Raw genomic sequence first — 23,312 nt, 5'->3', positions numbered from 1 at the left:
GTGAAAAATAATTTCTTATAATTATTTAATGAAAGTGTCTTAATAAGAATTGAAGATCGTACTGACGCCAAATTGTGATCCGGTGATTGTTTTGGCATGAATCCTCATGGGAAGTATTAGAATTGTCAGTCCGAAGAATGAATGATTGTCATATGTTGGCACGAACTCAAGGTGTAATTAGAGCATCTATGCAATAACTCTTTTTAGTACTGGATTCCGTTATTTTTCAATATTCTTTTCTATATTTGCTTCCCATATGCGAGGAGATACGACTATTGAGAGGTAAGATATTCATACTATGTATGCTATGCCTGTTCTCTTTTTTATCAAAAGGAACAGCGGGTAATTTTGTGAATCCGTTTGGTGGGCAAGGAATCTCTGTAGATTCTATTGTTGAGTGTGTGATCAACATGGCCCCCACTTATGAAACGATTGTCAGTGATTATCGAGCAAATCTTTATATCAAAGGTAAGATGGATATCAAAAAGAAGAATTTTGTTCTTCGCTATGTGCCTTCTATGTTTCGGTTGCAGAAAGGTGTTCGTGAATATTTACTGGAAACATATAGTGATCTTCATTACACGGCTCCTAATATTTACGACCAGAAAGTAAAAGCGTCTCAGGGAACTTTAAGAGGAAACAGGGGATTACCGGGCTTGTTGGAATACTTTAATGTGAATATTTACTCGTCTACTTTGCTCAATGATGAGCGTCTTTTATCGCCTTTGGCAAAAAACGGCCGCAAATATTACAGATACCGGATAGACAGTATCATGGGCAATCCGAATAATTTTGATTATCGGATACGTTTTATTCCTAAGACCAAGAGTGACCAGTTGGTAGGCGGATATATGATTGTAAGCAGTGATGGTTGGAGTGTGCGTGAAATCCGTTTTTCCGGTCGGTCGGAACTGATTACTTTTACTTGCAACATTCAGATGGGAGGAGTGGGAAAGAAAGATGAATTTCTACCTGTAAATTATGAATTGGATGCTCGCTTTAATTTCCTCGGTAATAAGGTAGATGGAAACTATACGGCTTCGTTGGATTATAAATCCATTGAACTGAAAGAAAAGGACTCCGAAAAAAAGGAGAAGATGAATAAATATAACCTTTCGGAATCATTCTCTTTGCAATGTGATACGAATGCTTACAAAACAGATGCATCTACTTTTGCTGTATTGCGTCCTATTTCTTTGACGGATGGAGAAAAGAAACTGTATAAGGATTATGTGGTCCGGAGAGATACGGTTGCCAAGCAAGGAAAATCAAAGAGCCAGGCATTTTGGGGTACAATGGGGGATTTGATGTTGGAAGATTATAAATTTAATCTGTCTAATATCGGAAGCGTACGTTTCTCTCCGTTTATCAATCCGCTGTTGTTCAGTTATAGCGGAAGTAATGGTTTGTCATACAGGCAGGATTTTCGTTATAACCGCCTTTTCCGTGGTGATAAAGTACTCCGTATTGTGCCTAAACTCGGATATAATTTTACCCGTAAAGAGTTTTATTGGTCCATGAATGCGGATTTTGAATATTTTCCTCAAAAACGTGGATTTTTCAGGCTGAATGTAGGTAATGGTAACCGAATTTATAGTAGCAAAGTGTTGGATGAATTGAAAGCTATGCCGGATAGTATTTTCAATTTTGATTTAATTCATCTCGATTATTTTAAAGACTTATATTTTAATTTTCGCCATAGCATTGAGGTGGTAAACGGATTCGATATAAGCGTCGGTTTCTCGGCACATAAGAGAACAGCGGTACAACCTACCCGTTTTGTTACCGTCGGCAATTATCCGATGCCTCCTCCTGAATTTATGGAACGTTTTAAAAATACCTATATAAGTTTTGCCCCTCGTTTCCGTTTGGAGTGGACACCATATCTTTACTATTATATGAATGGTAAACGAAAGATCAACCTCCGTTCTGACTATCCGACTTTTTCGGTTGATTACGAACGAGGAGTGAAGGGGGTATTTAAAAGTACAGGAGAGTATGAAAAAGTAGAATTTGACTTGCAGCATCAAATCCGTCTGGGACTGATGAGAAATATTTATTATCGTTTCGGATTCGGAATGTTTACGAATCAAAATGAGTTGTATTTCGTAGACTTTGCTAATTTTTCCCGTCGGAATCTTCCGGTTGGTTGGAACGATGAAATTGGTGGAGTTTTTCAGCTGCTCGATGGTCGTTGGTACAACTCTTCCCGTCGTTATGTACGTGGGCACTTCACATATGAAGCCCCTTTCCTTGTGCTGAAACATCTGATGAAATATACCCGTTATGTGCAAAATGAACGTATTTATATCAGTGCACTTTCTGTTCCCCATCTCCAACCTTATCTGGAATTAGGTTATGGCATTGGTACACATATTTTTGATGTCGGAGTGTTTGTAGGCAGTGAGAACTGGAAATTTAAGCAGATAGGATGCAAATTCACATTTGAGTTGTTTAATAGATAGTGTTAATACATTTTGGTTCGGTCTATTGAAAGGATCTAAAGTCCTTTATGAGCAAGTACTTGAATATAATATACTAATATCCTTGATTCTATTAGTTAGTACAAGCAAGACAAATGCTTGCCTGTACTAATAATAGGGTTACTGCAAACCTGTATTTTGGGTTGTCAGAGACCTGATAGCGGTAACCAAGGAGTAAGGGAAGCTGCTTTGGAAGTGGTGTCTTTGATAGGTAATATGCAAGCACCGAAACAACGGTCTGCAACACTTATACTCATAACGGCTGTTTTGTTATTAAAGTCTATTTCAAGATATTTGCCACCGTTCCCAGTTTGACTGCTTGCTGTACCAGATTCGCAAGACCAATATACTCCGATGGTTCCACTATTAGAGAGTGTAGCTTGGTTGTTTAAATAACCGTACGCATACAATTTCACTATTTTGGCATTATTGAAAATTGCATCACCTACTGCAACTGTAGTGGCAAAGGTTCTCACAGATCTAATTTCAACACATGGAAGACTGTTGCTTGTATTTACTTTCCATTCCATTGCGTATTTTGTACCATTAACAGTTTTAATTTCTGCATAACTTTCATTTATCTGATCAGTTCCAGAAGGTATAAATGCTGACAATTCGTCTGCTGTAGGTATACGATATCCATCAGGACATGGATTGCCGCTACGATCATTCCATGTGCATTGCTCATTTGTACCTATATAGTCCAAAAATTTAGCACCATTACTCTGAACCATACCAAACATGATTGAACTGTTTAAAGCTCGTTGTTTGGTCCAACTACTATTACCCATATAACAAGCTCCGTAAGCAGGCACCAATCCATTATTAAAAGTATATCCTAATTTGGTGTTATAGATATTTACACCTGCAAGATATTGAGAATCATTGGGATAATTGCCTGAGATAGATCCGCCACTATTAAATTTTGTTCTGCCGCATGTAGAAGGGAATCCCAACCAACGTCCCCATTGAAAGAAGAAGGCAGTTCCACCATTAGAAGTAAGAAGGTTATTCTTGATTCCATTGCTTGTATATGTAATTTGAGTCCCAAAGCCACCATTGCTATATATATCTACATTAGTTGTCCAGCCATCTGCATTAGCCACCTTTGTTAATGTTCCAGTAGTATATGCTACGGCAAAGTCATCTCCTCCCCAACTACCAGTGTTTCCGGGATTATTAGGTTTTTCGGGTTCTTCTGTTGGTGTCATTTGTACTGGAATACCTAATTTATCCGCTTTTCGGATAAAAGCATTTCGATTTAAATTCACGGATGTAAGTAAGCCGGTGTATTCAACGTCGGCAATAGTAACACTGAAATTGAGAGCGACCTGTTCGGCGGGAATGAGATTGATGTAGAAGTCTCCATTAGAATTTGTCACTGTAATAGAACCGTCCGAAGCAGTATAAGCACTACTCGAAAAACTGAATGCGACTTTATTCTTGAGGTTGTCACCCGAAATGGTAACAACTTCATCTTTAATAATAACGCCATCAGGCAAATTGAGAGCAAAGTGGGCAAAGAGGAAGTTACGTTGCAAACCAATATTATCAACGTAGGACTCTCCGTCTTTCACTTCAACATTTATACTTGATGAGAAGACATCGTAATCGGCGAGGTTTGTAAACAATCCCTTTTGTGTGGAGAAGTCCATATTTCCATCAAATTCTGCAGGAGCAGCGATAGCCTTACCGAAATAAAAGTAATTTAGGTTATATGTGCCATCACTTCCTATACCCGTTAAAACACCTTCGAATTGTCCATCTTTTGTTCCTGCACCTTCAGCAAGTGTGATCACTCCAAGTGGTTTACCTTGACTATTTGTGACGAGTAGTTGATCACCGTCGATCCAAGTCGTTTTGATGTTACCATCTTTTTCCTCATGAGCTGTACGCGTTTCAACAAAGCTTTCACGTGTAGCTTTCACGATCATTTTTACTTCCTTATTGCTGTTTTCTTGAACTACTTCTTCTTCGCTTGTACACGAAGCCAAAGCCATGCTTAAGAAACCTAAAACAAGAAATGTGTTTTTGATTATGTTTTTCTTATTCATATTCTTATTCTTTTAGGATTGGTATTTGTTTTATTCCTTTACTTCTTTTACAAGAGGTAGGTGTAACCTATATTTATTCCCACGGATTTTCACCTGGAGAATCAGGGGTGGAACCTCCGGACGTTTTTGTTTTCCAAAGAGCATAGAGGGTTACTTCAGAACTATCTTGGGTCAGTTCATAAGTTTTATCTTCAATAATTTTGGAGTTCATGTTTTGATTCTCCGGTTTATCCAATGTCCACCCTACAAATCTATAATTACCTTTTGACGGATTATCTGTTGGCATATTAAACGTGTAAGATTCATTGGTCGTTTTCGCTATTAGAGTTTCCGGTACATTTGTGGCGCCCTCACCGGCATCAAATTTCAATGTATAAGTGTGTTGCTCAGGATTCTTTTCCCATATGGCATAGAGATCTAGAGTAGGGCTATTGCTTAATAATGTCAATGCATCCCCTGCTGCATACGCGGTTCCGTTACCATTTGTTTGGGTATTCCAACCGGTGAATGTATAACCTTCATATGTGAATTGCTGACTACTTGTTATAAAAATACAGCTTGCCTCTGTGGTTTCTTTGGATATATCTGTTGTTTGCTCGTAGTCTGGTATATTTGAATGATAGATCACCTTGTATGTGTTTTTTTTACCTTGTTCACTGTCACCATCCATGGGTTTGTCACTGCCGTCTACTGGAATAAAGTCATCGACAGTAAGATCATATTTGATGGATGTCAATACCGGTTTCGGATCATTTGGATCGGGTTCATAACCACCGGTACCATTGCTGAAGACGAAGGTATAGATATAACGTTTTCCTTGCTTCCAGTCAATAGTCACTGGGATAGCAGCATTACCTTCATATAAAACTCGGTCTTTTTCCTTATCAATTTCGCTTCCGGCAATATTCCAGATCTTACAATTTACCCAGAAGTAAGAGCCGTTCCATTCTGTACCTTTTTGTGTCGGATCCCATGCGTCGGCTTTCTGTGGCAGAAGTGTCAAGACGTTCTCAAAACTATTTTTGTGATTCTTCTCAGGACAAGTCAGATTGGTAACGTCAGAGCTAACTACCACTGGATCAAAAACTACATCATATTGCTTAAGTGTGGATTCTTGCGCATTTGTCCATGTACCTTGACCAGGCAAAACAGCGTTACTAATGTTGTCACTATGTTCTTCGAAGTTACCATCCGTACCGTCGGTATCTGGATAAGTAAAAGTAGCTGTGCTGCCGATGTGTCCTACAGAAACACCTGAAATCTCAATGTACAAATGAGGATTGGTATTCTGTGCACGAAACACAATCTGCGACAGGGCGTGACGGAAATTGAGATTTACCGTTCCAATAGGTTTGTCTAACTCTCTTTTTACTGCATAAAGGAGATCAACCTGTGTTTCTACATTGTCACTGACCGTGAAGTTGTTGAACGTCGGTGCACCATTGTTATAGGCGAAAGAAGTTTCCCCATTGACATGAGCGAAGAAGTTAAGAGTATTGTCCGGCCAATAGCGCGTACCACTCTCATCATTCCAAATAGGTGTATCATCGGTGCCAATGTTCATGATTTTATCGCCGCCAATGTAAAGACTGTTATCATTACAGTTTTGTGCCCAAACAATAAATGATCTCGGAAGATCGTTATTACAGTAAGAATCCGCCGCGCGTGTTTGCTTTCCAGTTGCCACGCTGTAGGAAATTCCCTCTCGCTTGAAGCTTGTCACTTCATCTTGTGAGCATGCAACTAACATTGAGATTGCTAATACTCCGAATAAAAATTTTCTCATTTGATTTGTCTTTTAGTTAAACAATTTGTCTTTTTACATATTGATGTCTTGTTCTACATCCTGCCAGTCATCCACTGAAGGGTCAAAACCGCTGCCATCTTCAATGGGTTGTGGCAAGTCGAGGCCGTCGATAATGATTTGTACGTGACGTTTGTCTGGGGCAGTGTGTATTTGCTCTGTAACATTGAATTTCTCGCTGCTACTACCATAGTAGTATTTGTTGCCATCGTCCATCCAGATATACAGTAACATTCGGTGTTCTGTAATATTTTCCGGGTGATGTCCGAAAGTATAGAACTTTCCGGTGATAGTAGAAATACCGTCCGAATGGGTTTCAAGAGGAATAGTCACGCATTCGGTTCCTAAGTCTTCCGTAGAAAAAAATAGAGAGGGAGCCATACTTGAAAGTGATCCACACATCTGTGTGGCGTGTTTCAGATTCTTTACGTTACGTATTTCATAAGTATAGGTACAGACTAATTCATATGGGTAGAGCATCATGAGCTTTTCGGTATTCGATGATTCAGTAATTTCAATTTCGAATGCGCAACATCCATATAGCATATCCGGGCAGATCATGACGCATTCATCCTCTGCACCCTTTGCTTGTGGTGCTTTGGTTACTGCCCTTCCATAGACAGACTCGAAAATGCCTCCTTCACGCGTAAAGCCCTCGTGTGTATCGAAATGATTCATACCACGGAAAAACATCGCCTCAGTGTCGTTGTTATAGCAGATTACTCGGTATTTGCCTGTCTGAACTTTTATTATTCCTCCGGTTTTTCCACGAATGTCGAAGCGCTGTACATTGTTTTTTTCTTCGTCTATCGGGTAGAAAAATAGACACATACCATCAGGATCGGCACTTGGTGCATTCGTCCAGTCAAACGCTACTTTGATAGTTGCCATATGCGGATGATGATAGCACAAATCTTTGTGTTCGCAGGAGGAAAGAACGAAATTTGTCAGCATACACATTATATATAATATTCTTTTTTTCATCGTCTGCCTCCTTTCTTATGATTGTAGTTATTGCATTTTATCAGCCATACCAGCGAGATTTCCACTTTGGTCGGTCCAAACCATCGTCGTTGTTTGGTTGAATGCCACACATAGCAATTGTCTATTGGTATATATTCTTTATACTCGCCTTTTAGATAGCCGATTCCGATAGTGAAGTCTATATTCAGATGTTTGGCTATCGGTTGCGAATATCCGTATGAAATGCCGGCGGCGTAACTCCATCGGTCACCCAGATAACCCCTTCCTCCAAGTTCGAAGTCGTAAGTGAGCATTTGTCCGTATAGTCCAATATGATGTCCTATAAGTGGTTTTTCTTTGGATTTCCTACCGAACCAACGACGCATCTCTATATCACCACTATAGGTACGCAAATAGTAGTGGTGATGGTCGTTTTTCCACCATGAATACATCCAATTGGCTGTTATAGACCACTTTTTACCTAGATAAAACTCCACTCCGACGTTGGGGACGAGTAGTGCATCGTATAGCATATTTGTCTTTATCGCCATATAGAATGGTCTACAGGGTGTTGTCATTTCTACGTTGATTGTTTGAGGTAAAGTGACGGTATCAATAGGTGAAATAATAAGTGTGTCTGCTTTCGTTTCCGGTTGGGGGACAATCGGATTCCACTCTTTTTCATACCACAGATATAGCTGTGAGACACGAAGCTCGGGAAAAAGATTTTTGTACATATACCAGTAAGGCACGCCTCCACGAAACTGTCGGATTCGTCTCAGATGGTCACTTTTTGAATGAACACCTCTTTCTGCTTCTACTGCAATTTCACGCAATAGTTTCAGACTTTCCTGTTTATAAGGTACATTTTCGTCATCTTCTACCAGACGGATCAGTCCATTCCAGTTACGTCCGATAAATTTGATTTCTTTCAATGAATCAGGCAACAAGCCGTGGTGAGAAAGATATTCGAATAGCACTTTCGCACGTTTCTCCGATAGTTGTCTGTTCAGTGATATGTTACCTTCCGGTGAGGCACTACCCACTACTAGAATTTTTTGCAGTTTGAAAATGGAATCTGCATAGCTTGTTTTCAGACTGTCTGCTATCCGGTTTAATGCTCTGTAGTTACCGGCTATTGACATATCTAAATTGGAATATCCTTGCTGAAAGTAAATTTTTACGGAATCCTGTACCTCTTGTGCCAACACATGACAACCATAGATTAACAGTATAATAAAAAACAGTCTTTTCATTATTATATAGATTTTATGTTCATTATGTGTATGTAGTGATTATCCACAAGTTGTTGGCAGTTCATAAATTTTTCTAGAACGAATTCTAAGGGAAAGTTCTGGATAATATAATATTCCAGCTTGTCGGTGTTTAGTGCAATCATGAGTGGAAATTCAGGGAAACTAGCGCTCAAGTGAAAGACCGAATTTCCGTATAATATTGGCATATCTTCGTCAATGAACCAAATATAGATGTCATCTATATTTATCTTTTCCATAGCCTTGATATAGCTGTTAATTGTTGTCATTGCATTCGTAATATTATATTATTGATATGGCTTATACACATACCGTTCTTAATACTTCTCTTTTAAAGAGAAGTATTAAGAACGGTATGTGCTGATTATAAGATGATTAAATCAATATATATCAGATGAACTTAATAAATAAGAGCTTTTCGCACAACTTTATTTTTAATAGAAAGATTAAATTCTTTCTGTTTTATTCGGCTGTATGCAATGTTTTTTTTAAATTAGCGGCGTTTAATATATCTCTTTAAAAGAGATGTTGATATTCTCAATTTTTATTCTTTATTCGAAGTTTGTTTTCATATAGATTTTAGTATCAAGCTGTTTGCATCGTCGATAACAGAGGTATCCAACGAAGCGAGGTAGATTTGCGTGGTATTTTCCGAATCGTGTCCCATTCCTTCAGAAATGACAGAAACTGGAACATTCTTACTTTTGGCTATGCTTGCCCAACTGTGACGGGCACAGTACATCGTAAGTGGGATTGATAGTTTGAGCTTTTTCCCGATCTCTTTCAACTTGTTGTTTACTAAGTGGGCAGCGTTTATGTACTGTTTTCTTTCATCCTTTCCAGGTATTTTAATAATGGGTAGTAGGTAAGGAGAAGCGCTGGTATTATACTTGTCGACTATCTCTTGCATACATTTTTCCCATCGAATTGAAAGCTGCTGTCCGGTTTTCTTTCTACGATATGAGAGAATATGATGATTCAAGTCTTTTTTCTTCAAAAATGCAATGTCTATAAATGACATACCTCTTGTGTAAAATGAAAAAAGAAAGAGATCACGGGTGTATTCCTGTATTGGATTCTGTGTTAGATCAAGCTCTTTAATCAAACGGATTTCTTTCAGCGAGATAGCACGCTTTACAGTCTTGTCTATACCGGTATAAACATGCTTGAACGGATACCGCTGTGGTGTAAGTTCTTTTTCTACTGCACGATTATAGATTGCACGCAGGTTGCGAAGGTAAAATGAACTGCTGTTTGGACATACGCCCGTGTTTTTGAGATATGCCTCGTAAACCATCATGAGGTCGGAATCTATTTTTATAAGTAAAATATCTTCACCCTCCCGGAAACGGACAAAGCTGTTTAGGGTAGTGGTATATGTTTCACTGAGACGCATCTTACCAATACTTTTCAGTTTCTCGATGACACTTCCCATAAAGGTAAAAAGCGTTTTTTCCTTGTTCGGTGTCAGATAAGCATTTACCACATCGCTGGCTGTGTAGGGTTGCTTTTTTTCTTCTAGCGCGTTAATAGTTTGCTTTATCTGACAGATTTCGCTGTCTATTTCTTTTTTCATTGCTAGCAGATAGTTTCTTCTGCTTTCCTTAAACAATGGTAGGATGATTTCTGCCGAACGACAATTCCATTCGGTAGGAAACAGTCTGTACCTAGTAGAGATTTGGCGAGCTATTCTCTTATGCAGAATCTGAAAAAATAGTGAACCTTCTTTCTGCTCTACTAAAGAAGGTCTAAATTTGATTTTGATCGTTGCCATACATATTCTATTTCTTTGGGCTATTGATTAATGATCCAATAAATGCTGTCTTGGTAATCAGTATCTTCTGACATATTATATAAACCTGTTAGTCTGTATGATAGTAGTTGGAAACACTGATTTGTGATATGAGGATTCTTTATGTTTGAAAAATAGGAGGGCATTATTGTATTCATAAAGCGAAGATAACAATTCTAAAAATTACAGTGAAATTTAGTTTAGTTACCTTGTTTTCTTTAAACTTTCTTTTGTCAATCAAGAAAATATTGCTAACTTTGCGCCCGATTTATATATAATATAATGTCTTATTTAATTAAAGTATTTAACAATTTATTTATTAATGGAAAACTTAAAGAATGTAGCTCCTATTGACGATTTCAATTGGGATGCTTATGAAAATGGCGAAACAGTAACCAATGTTAGTCATGAAGACCTTGAAAAAGCTTACGACGGTACGCTTAATAAAGTAAACGACCGTGAGGTTGTTGATGGAACTGTAATTGCAATGAACAAGCGTGAAGTAGTTGTGAATATCGGTTACAAATCAGACGGTATCATCCCATTGAATGAATTCCGTTACAATCCTGACTTGAAGATTGGTGATACTGTAGAAGTATACATCGAAAATCAGGAAGATAAAAAAGGACAACTTGTTCTGTCACACAGAAAAGCACGTGCTACTCGTTCTTGGGATCGCGTTAATGCTGCTCTGGAAAATGAAGAAATTATCAAGGGTTACATTAAGTGTCGTACTAAGGGTGGTATGATCGTGGACGTATTCGGTATTGAAGCATTCTTGCCGGGTTCTCAGATCGATGTTAAACCGATCCGCGACTATGATGTATTCGTTGGAAAAACTATGGAATTCAAAGTTGTTAAGATCAACCAGGAATTCAAAAATGTTGTTGTTTCTCACAAGGCTCTTATCGAAGCTGAACTGGAACAACAGAAGAAAGAAATTATCGGTAAACTTGAAAAAGGACAAGTTCTCGAAGGAACTGTTAAAAATATCACATCTTACGGTGTATTCATCGATTTGGGTGGCGTAGACGGTTTGATCCACATTACTGACCTTTCTTGGGGACGTGTTAGCGATCCGAAAGAAGTTGTTGAATTGGATCAGAAACTTAACGTTGTTATCCTTGACTTCGATGACGAAAAGAAACGTATTGCTCTTGGTCTGAAACAATTGACTCCGCACCCATGGGATGCTTTGGATACTGACTTGAAGGTTGGTGACAAGGTAAAAGGTAAAGTTGTCGTTATGGCTGATTATGGTGCATTCATTGAAATCGCTCCGGGCGTAGAAGGTTTGATCCACGTTTCTGAAATGTCTTGGTCACAACACTTACGTTCTGCACAGGACTTTATGAAGGTTGGTGACGAAGTAGAAGCTGTTGTATTGACTTTGGACCGTGAAGAACGTAAGATGTCTTTGGGTATCAAACAACTGAAACAAGATCCATGGGAAACTATCGAAGATAAGTATCCTGTAGGTTCTAAACATACTGCAAAAGTTCGCAACTTTACTAACTTCGGTGTATTTGTAGAAATCGAAGAAGGTGTTGATGGCTTGATCCATATTTCTGACCTGTCTTGGACTAAGAAGGTTAAACATCCGTCAGAATTTACTCAGATTGGTGCTGATATCGAAGTTCAAGTATTGGAAATCGACAAAGAAAACCGTCGTTTAAGCCTTGGTCACAAACAACTCGAAGAAAATCCTTGGGATGTATTCGAAACTGTATTTACAGTAGGTTCCGTACACGAAGGTACTATCATCGAAATGCTGGATAAGGGTGCTGTTGTAGCTCTTCCTTACGGTGTGGAAGGTTTCGCAACTCCGAAACACCTTGTAAAAGAAGACGGTGCACAAGCTCAGTTAGATGAAAAACTTGAATTTAAGGTAATCGAGTTCAATAAAGACGCAAAGAGAATCATCCTGTCTCACAGCCGTATCTTCGAAGATGCTGCTAAGGCAGAAGAAAAAGCAGAAAAGAAGGCTACTACTAAGAAAACTTCTAGTTCTAAGAAAGAAGAGGCTCCGATGATTCAAAACCAAGCTGCTTCAACTACATTAGGTGATATTGATGCTCTGGCTGCATTGAAAGAACAGTTGGAAGGAAAAAAATAATCATTATTTCCAGATATTATAAAGAAGGGCATCCCGGAAAGGGGTGCCCTTCTTGCGTTGAATAAGTTCGTTCTAAACTAAATATACGGGCAGTATTCTTGATTGTATTTAAATAGACAGGGAAATTCCTATAGGTAAATAGGTAGAAGCACTGCCATTGGGATTTTTTCTGTTTTACTTTTGTGATATGAGTAAAACACTAAAACTATACTAAATATAAAAAAGATTCATTTTGGGTGAACCGATTTATCGAAGTTTCGATGATAAAGGTGAAGTTCTGGAGTTTCCCGATTCTGAGTCTGGAACGGCTAAAGTTGCTAAAATTAGGATTGTTGATAATAAAGTGGTTGAGATGCATGGTTGTTGGGATAGATATTATAACAACTGCAACGATAGAACGAAGACCATAGTAGAGGGAATGAAAAAAGTGGATAAATCTTCAGAGAAGGATACAAGATCCAAATATGGGTGACAGCGGATGCAAAGCATATCCTAAAATAGGATCAATGATAGCCACTTCGAACGCAAACCACATACTGGTGTCAGTGCTCAAGGAAGATTGATAATAACTGCTTCGGGTAAACATATACATACGTTTTAATGTCACATTGAGGAGAGAACCGGAAAATTTATTTGAATGATCATAGAAACAGGAATTATATAAATATTCTTCAATAACTTTTTTTTCATTCTTTGCAATATTGATTCTGAAATATTCTATCTTTGCATGAGATGGAAAAATTTGAGTTACATATATTGGGATGCGGTTCTGCTTTGCCTACTACTCGCCATTTCGCGACATCGCAGGTTGTGAATCTGCGTGAAAAACTATTTATGATTGACTGTGGGGAAGGAGCGCAGATGCAGTTGAGACGTTCGCGGCTAAAGTTTTCCAGACTTAATCATATTTTCATTTCCCATTTACATGGTGATCATTGCTTTGGTCTGTTAGGGTTGATATCGACGTTCGGTCTGCTGGGGCGTACGGCTGACTTACATATTCACTCTCCAAAAGGTTTGGAAGAATTGTTTGCTCCGATGTTGAACTTCTTTTGCAAAAAGCTTACATATAAAGTGCTTTTTCACGAATTTGAAACTCACAAACCTACTTTGATTTATGAAGACCGTTCGGCCATAGTGACAACCATTCCTTTGAAACATCGTATCCCATGTTGTGGCTTTCTGTTCGAAGAGAAACCTCGTCCTAATCATATTATCAGAGACATGATAGATTTTTATCAAGTGCCTGTGTACGAACTTAACCGGATTAAGAATGGAGCAGATTATGTGACTCCGGAAGGTGAGGTTATTGCCAATTTGCGTCTGAGCCGTTTGGCAGCACCAGTACGAAAGTATGCCTATTGTTCCGATACTATTTATCGAAGAGAAATGATAGAACAGATCAAAGGAGTGGACTTGTTGTTTCATGAAGCTACTTTTGCACAAACTGAAGTGGCAAGAGCTAAAGAGACTTACCATACAACTGCTGCACAGGCGGCAGAGATTGCACGGACAGCGGAAGTCGGGCAATTGGTTATCGGGCATTTTTCAGCACGCTATGAAAATGAACAGATATTATTAGATGAAGCTTCGAGCATTTTTCCGCAGACAATTTTGGCAAAAGAGAATCTTTGTATCTCTGTTGGAAAGAATGAATAACCAGATATGAAACTATAAATAAAAATACAGAATACGAGAAATGATGACCCCTTATAACGAACCCGAAGTGCTGGAACTTCTTCAGGAGGAGAGTACGCGGCGGAAAGGATTTGAAATGATCGTGTCACAATACAGTGAGCAACTGTATTGGCAGATACGCCGGATGGTGTTGTCGCATGAAGATGCGAACGACCTTCTTCAAAATACTTTCATTAAGGCATGGACAAACATCGATTATTTTCGTGCTGAGGCTAAACTCGCTACCTGGCTTTATCGCATTGCACTGAATGAATGTCTTACTTTTCTAAACAAACAACGTGCTACTGCAACTGTGACTATTGATGATCCGGAAGCGATGGCTGTGCAAAAACTGGAAAGTGATTCTTATTTTTCTGGCGATCGGGTACATCTGTTATTGCAGAAAGCATTGATGGCTTTGCCGGAGAAACAGCGGATGGTATTCAACATGAAATATTATCAGGGAATGAAATATGAAGATATGTCGGAAATCTTTGGCACTTCTGTCGGAGCATTGAAGGCTTCTTACCATCACGCAGTGAAGAAAATAGAGAAGTTTTTAGAAGGGGTTGATTAAACCTTTTAACTTACACAGTGTCTAAGAAAAAGAGAGGAGAAAAACGTATGAAAGAAGAAGATATCCTATTGAAGAAGATTGGAAAGGAGCATTCCTTCAAGGTTCCCGAAGGTTACTTTGAAAATTTGACTTCAGAGGTAATGAATAAACTTCCTGAGAAAGAGAAAGTAGCTTTCAAGGAAGAACCTGTCAGCACATGGACAAGGCTGAAACCATTACTATATATGGCAGCAATGTTTGTGGGAGCGGCTCTGATTATCCGGGTGGCATCGTCAGATCATAAACCGACGAATAGTGATGTGGTGGCACCCGAACCGGATATGGAAGTTGTATCCGATCAGATGATAGACTTTTCGGTAGAAGCTGCCATGATGGATGACTATTCGCTGTACGTTTATCTGAGTGATGCAAATGTAGAATGATTTATTAAAGTTTGAATATTTAAAATGAAAAAATTAATAGCTTTAGTTGTTTTGTTATTTTGTTTTGTTCCCTTTCTTCTGGCTGCCAGTGGATGTGAGCAGCATCTAACCCGTGATGAATTTAGGGCGAAGCAAAAAACATTTATTATAGAACAAGCCGGATTGACAAAGGATGAAGCTGCAAAGTTTTTCCCTGTTTATTTTGAACTTCAGGATAAAAAGAAGAAATTGAATGATGATTCCTGGAATTTGATGCGTAAGGCAAAAGAGGATAATACTACCGAAGCACAATACGAACAGATTATCGGACAGGTCTGTGACAACCGCATTGCAGCCGATCGTTTGGATAAGTCGTATTTAGATAAATTTCATAGGATTTTGTCCTGGAAGAAAATATTTCTTGTACAACGTGCGGAAACTCGTTTTCACAGAGAAATGTTGAAAGCTGTGAACCGAGGTGAGAATGAGCCAAAGAGGCGCAGGTAAATCAATAGATATTAGTGTGATAATGCGTATTTTACTAAAAAACGTCATAAATACGCTAGTTTTTTGTATGATATTTAGGCACTGATTACGCAGATTTCACAGTTTTAGTTAAAGAACTATCTATACTGCGTAGTCTGTGCTTCAAATGTTTGACAACTATTTTCTCTGTTGAGTTTATAATCCCTTTTTCTTTGCCTCATTCCAGATAGTGTCCATTTCTTCAAGAGACATATCTTTCAGATTTCTTCCTTCTTTGATGGTATGTTCTTCTAGATAATTGAAGCGCCGGATAAACTTCTGATTGGTAAGTTCCAGTGCATTATCTGGGTTGATTTTGTAAAGCCGTGCCGCATTGATTAAACTGAACATCACATCGCCGAATTCGGCTTCAGCTTTATCCTTATCCATATTGGTAACTTCTTCCTGAAATTCGGCGATTTCCTCTTTTACCTTCTCCCATACTTGTTCCCGTTCTTTCCAGTCAAAACCTACATTGCGTGCTTTGTCCTGAATACGGTATGCTTTAATTAATGAAGGGAGGGCAGTAGGGACTCCACTTAATACAGTCTTATTACCATCTTTTTCTTTTAATTTCAGTTGCTCCCAGTTTTCGGATACTTGTCCGGCAGTTTCCACTTTCACCTCTCCGAATACGTGTGGATGGCGGAAAATCAGTTTGTCGCAGAGTTTGTCGCAAACATCCTTCATATCAAAACATCCAGTTTCCGAGCCTATCTTAGCATAGAAAGCAACGTGCAACAGTACGTCACCCAGCTCTTTGCAAATATCTTTCTTATCATCTCTCATTAGAGCATCACAAAGCTCGTAAGTCTCTTCTATGGTGTTAGGGCGTAGACTTTCATTGGTCTGCTTCCGGTCCCATGGACATTTTATACGTAGTTCATCGAGAATATCGAGGAAACGTCCGAAGGCTTCCATCTGTTCTTGTCTGGTATGTGACATTTTGTTTCTATTTTTTGTTTTATAATTAATCATTCTGTTTATTCATTTTCTATTTCCTTTTCAATGATTCTTGATAAGAGATGAGTAATCCTATTACTTCCGAATAGTTCTTTCTTCCACTTCCTATCTTATTCCCTTTGAGATAGAGATCATATATCCAATCTTGAACATCTCCGATAATGGGGCTATATTTAGCCGACCAGTATGCCTGATTTTGTTTTGCTATTTCAATAATCTCAGGCCGGATACGCTTGAATAGATTGGTGTATTCCTCTTCTGAAAGTAATCCCCGTGCATTCCCCAATACATGGCTGAGTACCGAGAAATAACCGGAAAAACGAATTCCCATCACCTTCGAACGGGTACAAACCTGATAGGCATAGAAATTGGCTTCCGCTTCATTCGTAATACCCAGTAAGTGCGCCAATTCGTGAGCATAAGTAGCTGGATAATTGACAGGAAGCAAATCGCCATTCAAAGTAAACTCACAGAAAAAAGGTCCCATGCTACCAGTCACTCCCACCATTGAAATGAGCGGAGTAAATAACATAGTTTTTACTTTTGGATTAGCGTGCGGAGGACGGTGGACGGCAAGGCTGTCGCTAAGCTGATTATATAACCGTACACTTTCTTCACGGGTTAAGTTTCGGTTAATATTATTCAAAAGGGTATACGAACGGTTTAACTGCGTGATGTAGTCATCTACAAAAGTCTGGAAGTTTTCTGGAGTATACGCCGTATATGGAATTCCAGACCGTTGGTAAAAGTTCTTTTGCGAATAATTAAGTCCCCATACCAAATAAAACCAGACATAAATCCATAACAGATATTCACCATCACGTAATAAGATTTTTTTCCAAGATAATTTTTTTCGAAGTCGGGCATAAATAGGGTATACTATCACACCTGCAATACTGAGAAAAATAAACAAATCACCTATGGCTAAAGGGAATAAGTTGGAAAATGCTGATAAAACAGATGAGATGACAGGGTAAACCTTTTGAGAATAGATTGTTGCCAAAGCAGGAATCCATTGTGTCATCCATACCAGGAGTAATAATACTCCCAAAATGATATATCTAATTTTTAACTTCTGTTTCATCATTTATTCAGATTTGAAGTAACAAAAATATGCAATTAATAAATGTAACGCGGAAAAATACCTCTATATTTGCAAAAAAACTGTTAATACGACCTTGATTGTCTAACATAACCAGAATAAAAAAGATGGCTACTGCTGAAGAAATTGAAAAATATTGCCGGAATTGTGTGCTGCGTGAGTTTGTTAATGGAAAAGGACTCGTGTGTAAACGTACCAAATCGTTCCCAACTTTTGAGGAGGAATGTGAAAACTTTGAAAATGACGAAGAACTTGCTAAGATAGCTCCTCCTAAACCGGATGATTTTCCGATAACGATGACAAGGGAAGAGTTGCTTGCACAGGAAAATCTGCCGAAAGGAGTTTGGCTAGCAGTAATTGCCTGTATAGTGGGTGCAGTAGCATGGGGACTGATTTCAGTTTCTACAGGTCGTCAGCTTGGTATTGTGGCAATTGCTATCGGCTTTGTTATTGGTTTTGCTATGCGTCAAGGGAAGGGAGTCCGTCAGATATTTGGAATTATTGGTGGGGTTTTGGCTTTGATCAGTTGTGTTTTCGGGGACTTTTTATCTATTATCGGAATTGCATCCCAAGAGTTGGATATGTCTTTTATTGAGACTCTGTTGCAAGTAGATTATGAATTAGTATTTTCCATCATGAAAGAAAATTTGGTATCTATGAGTGCCTTATTTTATGTATTTGCTGTTTATGAAGGATATAAATTCTCTTTCCGTCCGCAGAATAAGCCTAAGGGTGGTAAGATTTGAATTAAAATTATTAATTTTGTAGCCGTTATTTTTCGAAACTATTATTTTATATACATAAATCAACATGGAATTAGCAAGTAAGTACAATCCCGCTGATGTAGAGGGAAAGTGGTACCAGTATTGGATGGAACACCGTTTATTTAGTTCGAAACCCGATGGTCGTGAGCCTTACACCATCGTCATTCCGCCTCCTAACGTCACAGGTGTACTCCATATGGGACATATGCTTAATAATACCATTCAGGATATTTTAGTTCGCCGCGCACGCATGGAAGGTAAAAATGCTTGCTGGGTACCGGGAACAGACCATGCATCTATCGCTACCGAAGCGAAGGTAGTGAACAGACTCGCTACGCAAGGTATTAAGAAAACGGATTTAACTCGTGATGAGTTTCTGAAACACGCATGGGAATGGACAGATGAACACGGAGGTATTATCTTGAAACAACTCCGTAAACTCGGTGCATCCTGCGACTGGGAGCGTACTGCTTTCACCATGGACGAGAAACGTAGTGAAAGTGTCATCAAAGTATTTGTTGATCTATTCGACAAAGGACTGATTTACCGCGGTGTACGTATGGTAAATTGGGACCCGAAAGCATTGACTGCTCTTTCTGACGAAGAAGTGATTTACAAAGAAGAGCATGGTAAATTGTATTATCTCCGTTATAAAGTAGAAGGTGATGCGGAAGGTCGTTATGCTGTTGTAGCAACTACCCGTCCTGAAACCATCATGGGAGATACAGCTATGTGTATCAATCCGAACGACCCGAAGAATGAATGGTTGAAAGGTAAAAAAGTGATTGTTCCGTTGGTAAACCGTGCCATACCTGTGATTGAAGATGAATATGTAGACATCGAATTCGGTACTGGTTGTCTGAAAGTTACTCCGGCTCATGATGTAAACGACTATATGTTGGGAGAAAAATATAATCTGCCCAGTATTGATATTTTCAATGATAATGGTACATTGAGCGAAGCTGCCGGAATGTATGTCGGGATGGATCGTTTCGACGTCCGCAAACAGATTGAAAAAGATCTTGAAGCCGCTGGACTGATGGAAAAGACAGAGACCTATACAAACAAGGTAGGCTATTCTGAACGTACCAGCGTTGTGATCGAACCTAAGCTATCCATGCAGTGGTTCCTCAAAATGCAGCATTTTGCAGAGATGGCATTACCGCCTGTAATGAATGATGAACTGAAGTTCTATCCTGCCAAATATAAGAATACTTATCGGCACTGGATGGAAAATATTAAAGATTGGTGTATCAGCCGTCAATTATGGTGGGGGCATCGTATTCCTGCTTACTTCTTACCCGAAGGTGGTTATGTTGTAGCATCGATACCCGAAGAAGCATTGGCTAAGGCTAAAGAAAAGACCGGCAATTCTAAGTTGAAAATAGAAGATCTCCGTCAGGACGAAGACTGTCTGGATACTTGGTTCTCTTCTTGGTTGTGGCCTATTTCTCTGTTCGATGGAATCAATAATCCCGGAAATGAAGAAATTAACTACTATTATCCGACAAGTGACTTGGTGACGGGACCAGATATCATTTTCTTCTGGGTGGCACGTATGATCATGGCAGGTTATGAATATGAAGGAAAGATGCCGTTTAAGAATGTTTACTTCACAGGTATCGTTCGTGATAAATTGGGGCGTAAAATGTCCAAGTCGCTCGGTAACTCTCCTGATCCATTGGAGTTGATTGACAAGTATGGTGCAGATGGTGTGCGTATGGGTATGATGCTTGCAGCTCCTGCCGGGAATGATATTCTTTTTGACGATGCACTCTGTGAACAAGGACGTAACTTTTGTAACAAGATATGGAATGCTTTCCGTCTGATTAAGGGATGGCAGGTAGATAAAACACTTGCACCTTCGGAGGCGGCTAATCTAGCTTCAAAGTGGTTTGAATCCAAACAAAACGAAGTAGCTGCTGAAATGGTGGACTTGTTTAGTAAGTACCGACTGAGTGAAGCATTGATGACTGTGTATAAGCTGTTTTGGGATGAGTTTTCTTCTTGGTATCTGGAAATGATAAAACCGGCTTATGGACAAGGTATCGATAGTTGTACTCATAATGCTACTCTCTGTTTCTTAGATAATCTACTTCATTTGCTCCATCCGTTTATGCCGTTTATTACGGAAGAAATCTGGCAACAGATGTATGAACGTAATGAAGAACAGGGTGAAAGCTTGATGGTAAGTGCCTTGACTCAGGATACTTATGTGGATACAGAACTTGTTCAACAGTTTGAAGTTGTGAAGGAAGTGATCAGTAATATCCGTAGTATCCGTCTTCAAAAGAACATTGCACAGAAAGAAACGCTCGAATTACAGGTAGTAGGTGAAAATCCGGTAGCTACGTTCAATGCCATTATACAGAAGATGTGTAATCTCTCATCTATTGAGGTGGTTGCATCCAAAGCAGAAGGAGCGGCTTCTTTCATGGTAGGAACAACTGAATATGCAGTACCGTTGGGTAATATGATTGATGTAGAAGCTGAAATTGCCCGTATGGAAACTGAACTAAAACATAAAGAAGGTTTCTTGTTGGGAGTAACGAAGAAGCTGAGCAATGAGAATTTTGTAAACAATGCTCCGGCTGCTGTTATCGAGCTGGAACGTAAGAAACAAGCGGATGCTGAAAGTATTATCAGTTCCTTGAAAGAAAGCATTGCAGTATTAAAGAAAGCATAAACATTTAATATTATGTAACATCGGGCGTCTCAAGATTTTGAGGCGCCTTTTTTTTATATGATAGAAAATAGTATTATCTTTGTTTTTCTATTTATAATAGCACAAATGAAACAAGTACTGAGAATTGCCATTTTTTATGTATTGTTCTTTCTTTTTGGAGGAACCTTTTCTGTTGTATTAGCTCGGAATGGGCAATCTGATAAAGAAATACTGGTTTTGAATTCCATTAATTTTAATCTTCCTTGGGCTAAAAATTTTTATTGGTATGTTCATGACGAACTTCAGAGCCGTGGCATATCGGTAAAGGCAGAATCACTTTCTGTGCCGGCATTGATTGATACAATGGAAGTAAAAGCCATGGTTACTCATTTACGTCAGAAATATCCTCTTCCTCCTACAGCAGTTGTTATGATTGGTGATCCTGGGTGGATTGTTTGTAGGGAACTTTTTGATGACATCTGGAAGGATGTACCGGTGATTGTAACAAACTCCCGTGACCGTTTGCCTGCTACATTGGAAGTTTTACTGTCTCATGCATCATTGACAGAAACTAATAGTGTTCCTGCTGAAAAGTGGAGGCAGGGATATAACCTTACTACATTAGAGCAACACTATTATGTAAAGGAGACTGTAGAGCTGATTTACAAGTTGATTCCAGATATGAAACGTCTGGCATTTATTTCTGATGATCGTTATATCAGTGAAGAGACACGTAGTGATGTGAAACAGGCGGTGGAAGCAAACTTTCCGGATTTATCCTTGGATCTTCTATCAACTACAGAATTGTCTACAGAAATGTTGCTGGATACTCTACGTGGTTATAAAGCAAATACCGGAATTATATATTACTCCTGGTTTGAGTCTCATAACAAAGATGATAATAATTATCTTTTTGATCATATACAGGATATCATTACCAATTTTACTCCTTCACCTCTATTTTTGCTTTCTTCCGAAGACTTGTCCAATAATACTTTTGCCGGAGGTTATTATGTCTCGGCAGAGTCTTTCGGGGATTCATTACTAGACATATTAAATAGGATATTAGATGGAGAACAGGCTCGGAACATTCAGGGAAGTGTAGGTGGTAAAGAAAGTGCTTATCTTTGCTATCCTGTACTTAAATCCCATAATATTCCTACTTACCGTTATCCGGATGATGCTGTTTATATTAATTTACCTAAAAGTTTTTTTGAACAATATCAAACTGTTATCCTTTCTTTTTTAGCAATTGTAATTATCCTGATTGTTGCCATTAGTTATTATATTCGTATTCTTCGGAAAGCATATGGTCGTTTAAGGGAAGCGATGGAAAAAGCAGAGCAAGCTAATCAGTTGAAATCTGCATTTCTGGCAAATATGAGTCATGAGATACGTACACCATTGAATGCGATTGTAGGTTTTGCAAATATGCTGCCGGATATGGAAGATAAAAAAGAGATGCGTGAATATTCGGATATTATTGAAACGAATACCAACCTGTTGCTTCAGTTGATAAATGACATTCTTGATATGTCGAAGATTGAAGCTGGTACTTTTGACTTCTTCCCTTCGGTGATAGATGTAAATCAGACTATGGAAGAGATAGAGCAAAGTATGAAATTACGGTTGAAGGGAAACAAGGTTACTATTGCATTTACTGAACGTTTACCGGAATGTGCTTTATATGTAGACAAGAATCGGTTGATACAACTTATCTCCAATTTTGTTGTGAATGCTATAAAATTCACCCAAAGCGGGTCTATTTGTTTGGGTTATCGTATGAAAGATGCCCATAATATTTATTTTTATGTTTCTGATACAGGGTGTGGGATGTCTCATGAACAATGTGAGCACGTTTTTGAACGTTTTGTGAAATATAATCCTTTTGTTCAAGGAACAGGCTTGGGGCTTTCTATTTGTAGCATAATTGTGGAGCGATTGGGTGGAAAGATAGGGGTAGAGTCGGAGGAAGGAAAAGGATCTACTTTTTGGTTTACATTGCCTTATAGAACAAAACGGAGTGAATTTTCAGTTTAATCTGTGAGAAGTAGGAAATTTCTCAGGATGCTATGTCAAAATCCTATAAATCAATATCTTATATACTAATAACACAAATGACGCGGATTTTTTTACTTTTTAAGCATGATGA

17 protein-coding genes are annotated in these 23,312 nt (G+C 38.7%); 10 read left to right on the top strand and 7 right to left on the bottom strand.

From position 1 onward, the window contains the following. Positions 1-302: 302 nt before the first annotated feature. The gene (locus PHO71_RS02720; RefSeq protein ID WP_300198665.1) at positions 303-2,465 is read left to right on the top strand and encodes a DUF5686 family protein; all 2,163 of its coding nucleotides are present in this window, start codon (positions 303-305) and stop codon (positions 2,463-2,465) included. Between the two features lie 164 nt (positions 2,466-2,629). On the opposite strand, the gene PHO71_RS02715 is transcribed toward PHO71_RS02720, so the two are convergent. The 5 genes from PHO71_RS02715 to PHO71_RS02695 form a co-directional block, all read right to left on the bottom strand. Next, positions 2,630-4,537 carry a hypothetical protein gene (locus PHO71_RS02715; RefSeq protein WP_300198507.1) on the bottom strand — a complete coding sequence of 636 codons (1,908 nt, stop codon included), beginning with the start codon at positions 4,535-4,537 and terminating at the stop codon, positions 2,630-2,632. 73 nt (positions 4,538-4,610) lie between these two features. After that, positions 4,611-6,323 (bottom strand): fimbrillin family protein, encoded by a 1,713-nt coding sequence (locus PHO71_RS02710; protein WP_300198504.1) that lies wholly within the window; start codon positions 6,321-6,323, stop codon positions 4,611-4,613. Between the two features lie 33 nt (positions 6,324-6,356). Then, the gene (locus tag PHO71_RS02705; protein ID WP_300198500.1) at positions 6,357-7,325 is read right to left on the bottom strand and encodes a DUF5119 domain-containing protein; all 969 of its coding nucleotides are present in this window, start codon (positions 7,323-7,325) and stop codon (positions 6,357-6,359) included. Continuing rightward, entirely contained in the window at positions 7,322-8,560 is a 1,239-nt protein-coding gene (locus tag PHO71_RS02700; RefSeq protein ID WP_300198497.1) for a DUF3575 domain-containing protein, read from the bottom strand. Before PHO71_RS02700 ends, PHO71_RS02705 begins: the two co-directional genes overlap by 4 nt. Before the next feature lie 586 nt (positions 8,561-9,146). Then, entirely contained in the window at positions 9,147-10,352 is a 1,206-nt protein-coding gene (locus tag PHO71_RS02695) for a site-specific integrase (protein WP_300198494.1), read from the bottom strand. A gap of 340 nt (positions 10,353-10,692) precedes the next feature. Here PHO71_RS02695 and rpsA point away from each other — a divergent pair, with 340 nt between their 5' ends. The 6 genes from rpsA to PHO71_RS02665 all read left to right on the top strand — a co-directional run bounded on the left by rpsA (position 10,693) and on the right by PHO71_RS02665 (position 15,648). After that, positions 10,693-12,486, top strand: a complete 1,794-nt coding sequence (rpsA, locus tag PHO71_RS02690) for a 30S ribosomal protein S1 (protein ID WP_300198491.1) — start codon at positions 10,693-10,695, stop codon at positions 12,484-12,486. Between the two features lie 232 nt (positions 12,487-12,718). Beyond that, positions 12,719-12,958, top strand: a complete 240-nt coding sequence (locus PHO71_RS02685; protein WP_300198490.1) for a hypothetical protein — start codon at positions 12,719-12,721, stop codon at positions 12,956-12,958. 260 nt (positions 12,959-13,218) lie between these two features. Continuing rightward, positions 13,219-14,145 (top strand): ribonuclease Z, encoded by a 927-nt coding sequence (locus PHO71_RS02680; RefSeq protein WP_300198487.1) that lies wholly within the window; start codon positions 13,219-13,221, stop codon positions 14,143-14,145. 43 nt (positions 14,146-14,188) lie between these two features. Beyond that, positions 14,189-14,740 carry a sigma-70 family RNA polymerase sigma factor gene (locus PHO71_RS02675; RefSeq protein WP_300198663.1) on the top strand — a complete coding sequence of 184 codons (552 nt, stop codon included), beginning with the start codon at positions 14,189-14,191 and terminating at the stop codon, positions 14,738-14,740. 47 nt (positions 14,741-14,787) lie between these two features. Further along, complete coding sequence (locus PHO71_RS02670) at positions 14,788-15,162, top strand: hypothetical protein (protein WP_300198484.1); 375 nt, start codon at positions 14,788-14,790, stop codon at positions 15,160-15,162. 24 nt (positions 15,163-15,186) lie between these two features. After that, complete coding sequence (locus PHO71_RS02665) at positions 15,187-15,648, top strand: hypothetical protein (protein WP_300198481.1); 462 nt, start codon at positions 15,187-15,189, stop codon at positions 15,646-15,648. A gap of 174 nt (positions 15,649-15,822) precedes the next feature. On the opposite strand, the gene mazG is transcribed toward PHO71_RS02665, so the two are convergent. Continuing rightward, positions 15,823-16,611 carry a nucleoside triphosphate pyrophosphohydrolase gene (gene mazG / locus PHO71_RS02660; RefSeq protein ID WP_300198478.1) on the bottom strand — a complete coding sequence of 263 codons (789 nt, stop codon included), beginning with the start codon at positions 16,609-16,611 and terminating at the stop codon, positions 15,823-15,825. A gap of 49 nt (positions 16,612-16,660) precedes the next feature. After that, positions 16,661-17,716: a DUF3810 domain-containing protein gene (locus PHO71_RS02655; protein WP_300198475.1), complete on the bottom strand. Its 1,056-nt coding sequence runs from the start codon at positions 17,714-17,716 to the stop codon at positions 16,661-16,663. A gap of 122 nt (positions 17,717-17,838) precedes the next feature. Between PHO71_RS02655 and PHO71_RS02650 the strand changes: the two genes are divergently transcribed. From PHO71_RS02650 to PHO71_RS02640, 3 genes are all read left to right on the top strand, one after another. After that, on the top strand, positions 17,839-18,477 hold the full coding sequence (locus tag PHO71_RS02650) for a hypothetical protein (RefSeq protein WP_300198472.1): 639 nt from the start codon (positions 17,839-17,841) through the stop codon (positions 18,475-18,477). 64 nt (positions 18,478-18,541) lie between these two features. Beyond that, a complete protein-coding gene (locus PHO71_RS02645) occupies positions 18,542-21,181 on the top strand; it encodes a valine--tRNA ligase (RefSeq protein WP_300198470.1) in 2,640 nt (879 codons plus the stop codon). Between the two features lie 105 nt (positions 21,182-21,286). Beyond that, the gene (locus PHO71_RS02640; RefSeq protein ID WP_300198467.1) at positions 21,287-23,200 is read left to right on the top strand and encodes an ATP-binding protein; all 1,914 of its coding nucleotides are present in this window, start codon (positions 21,287-21,289) and stop codon (positions 23,198-23,200) included. Positions 23,201-23,312: the final 112 nt, after the last annotated feature.

Origin of the sequence: Bacteroides sp. (assembly GCF_028690125.1) — a bacterium.
GTDB lineage: Bacteria > Bacteroidota > Bacteroidia > Bacteroidales > Bacteroidaceae > Bacteroides.
Note: the sequence above shows the minus strand (reverse complement) of the source record. Positions and strands in the feature narration are given on the sequence as shown.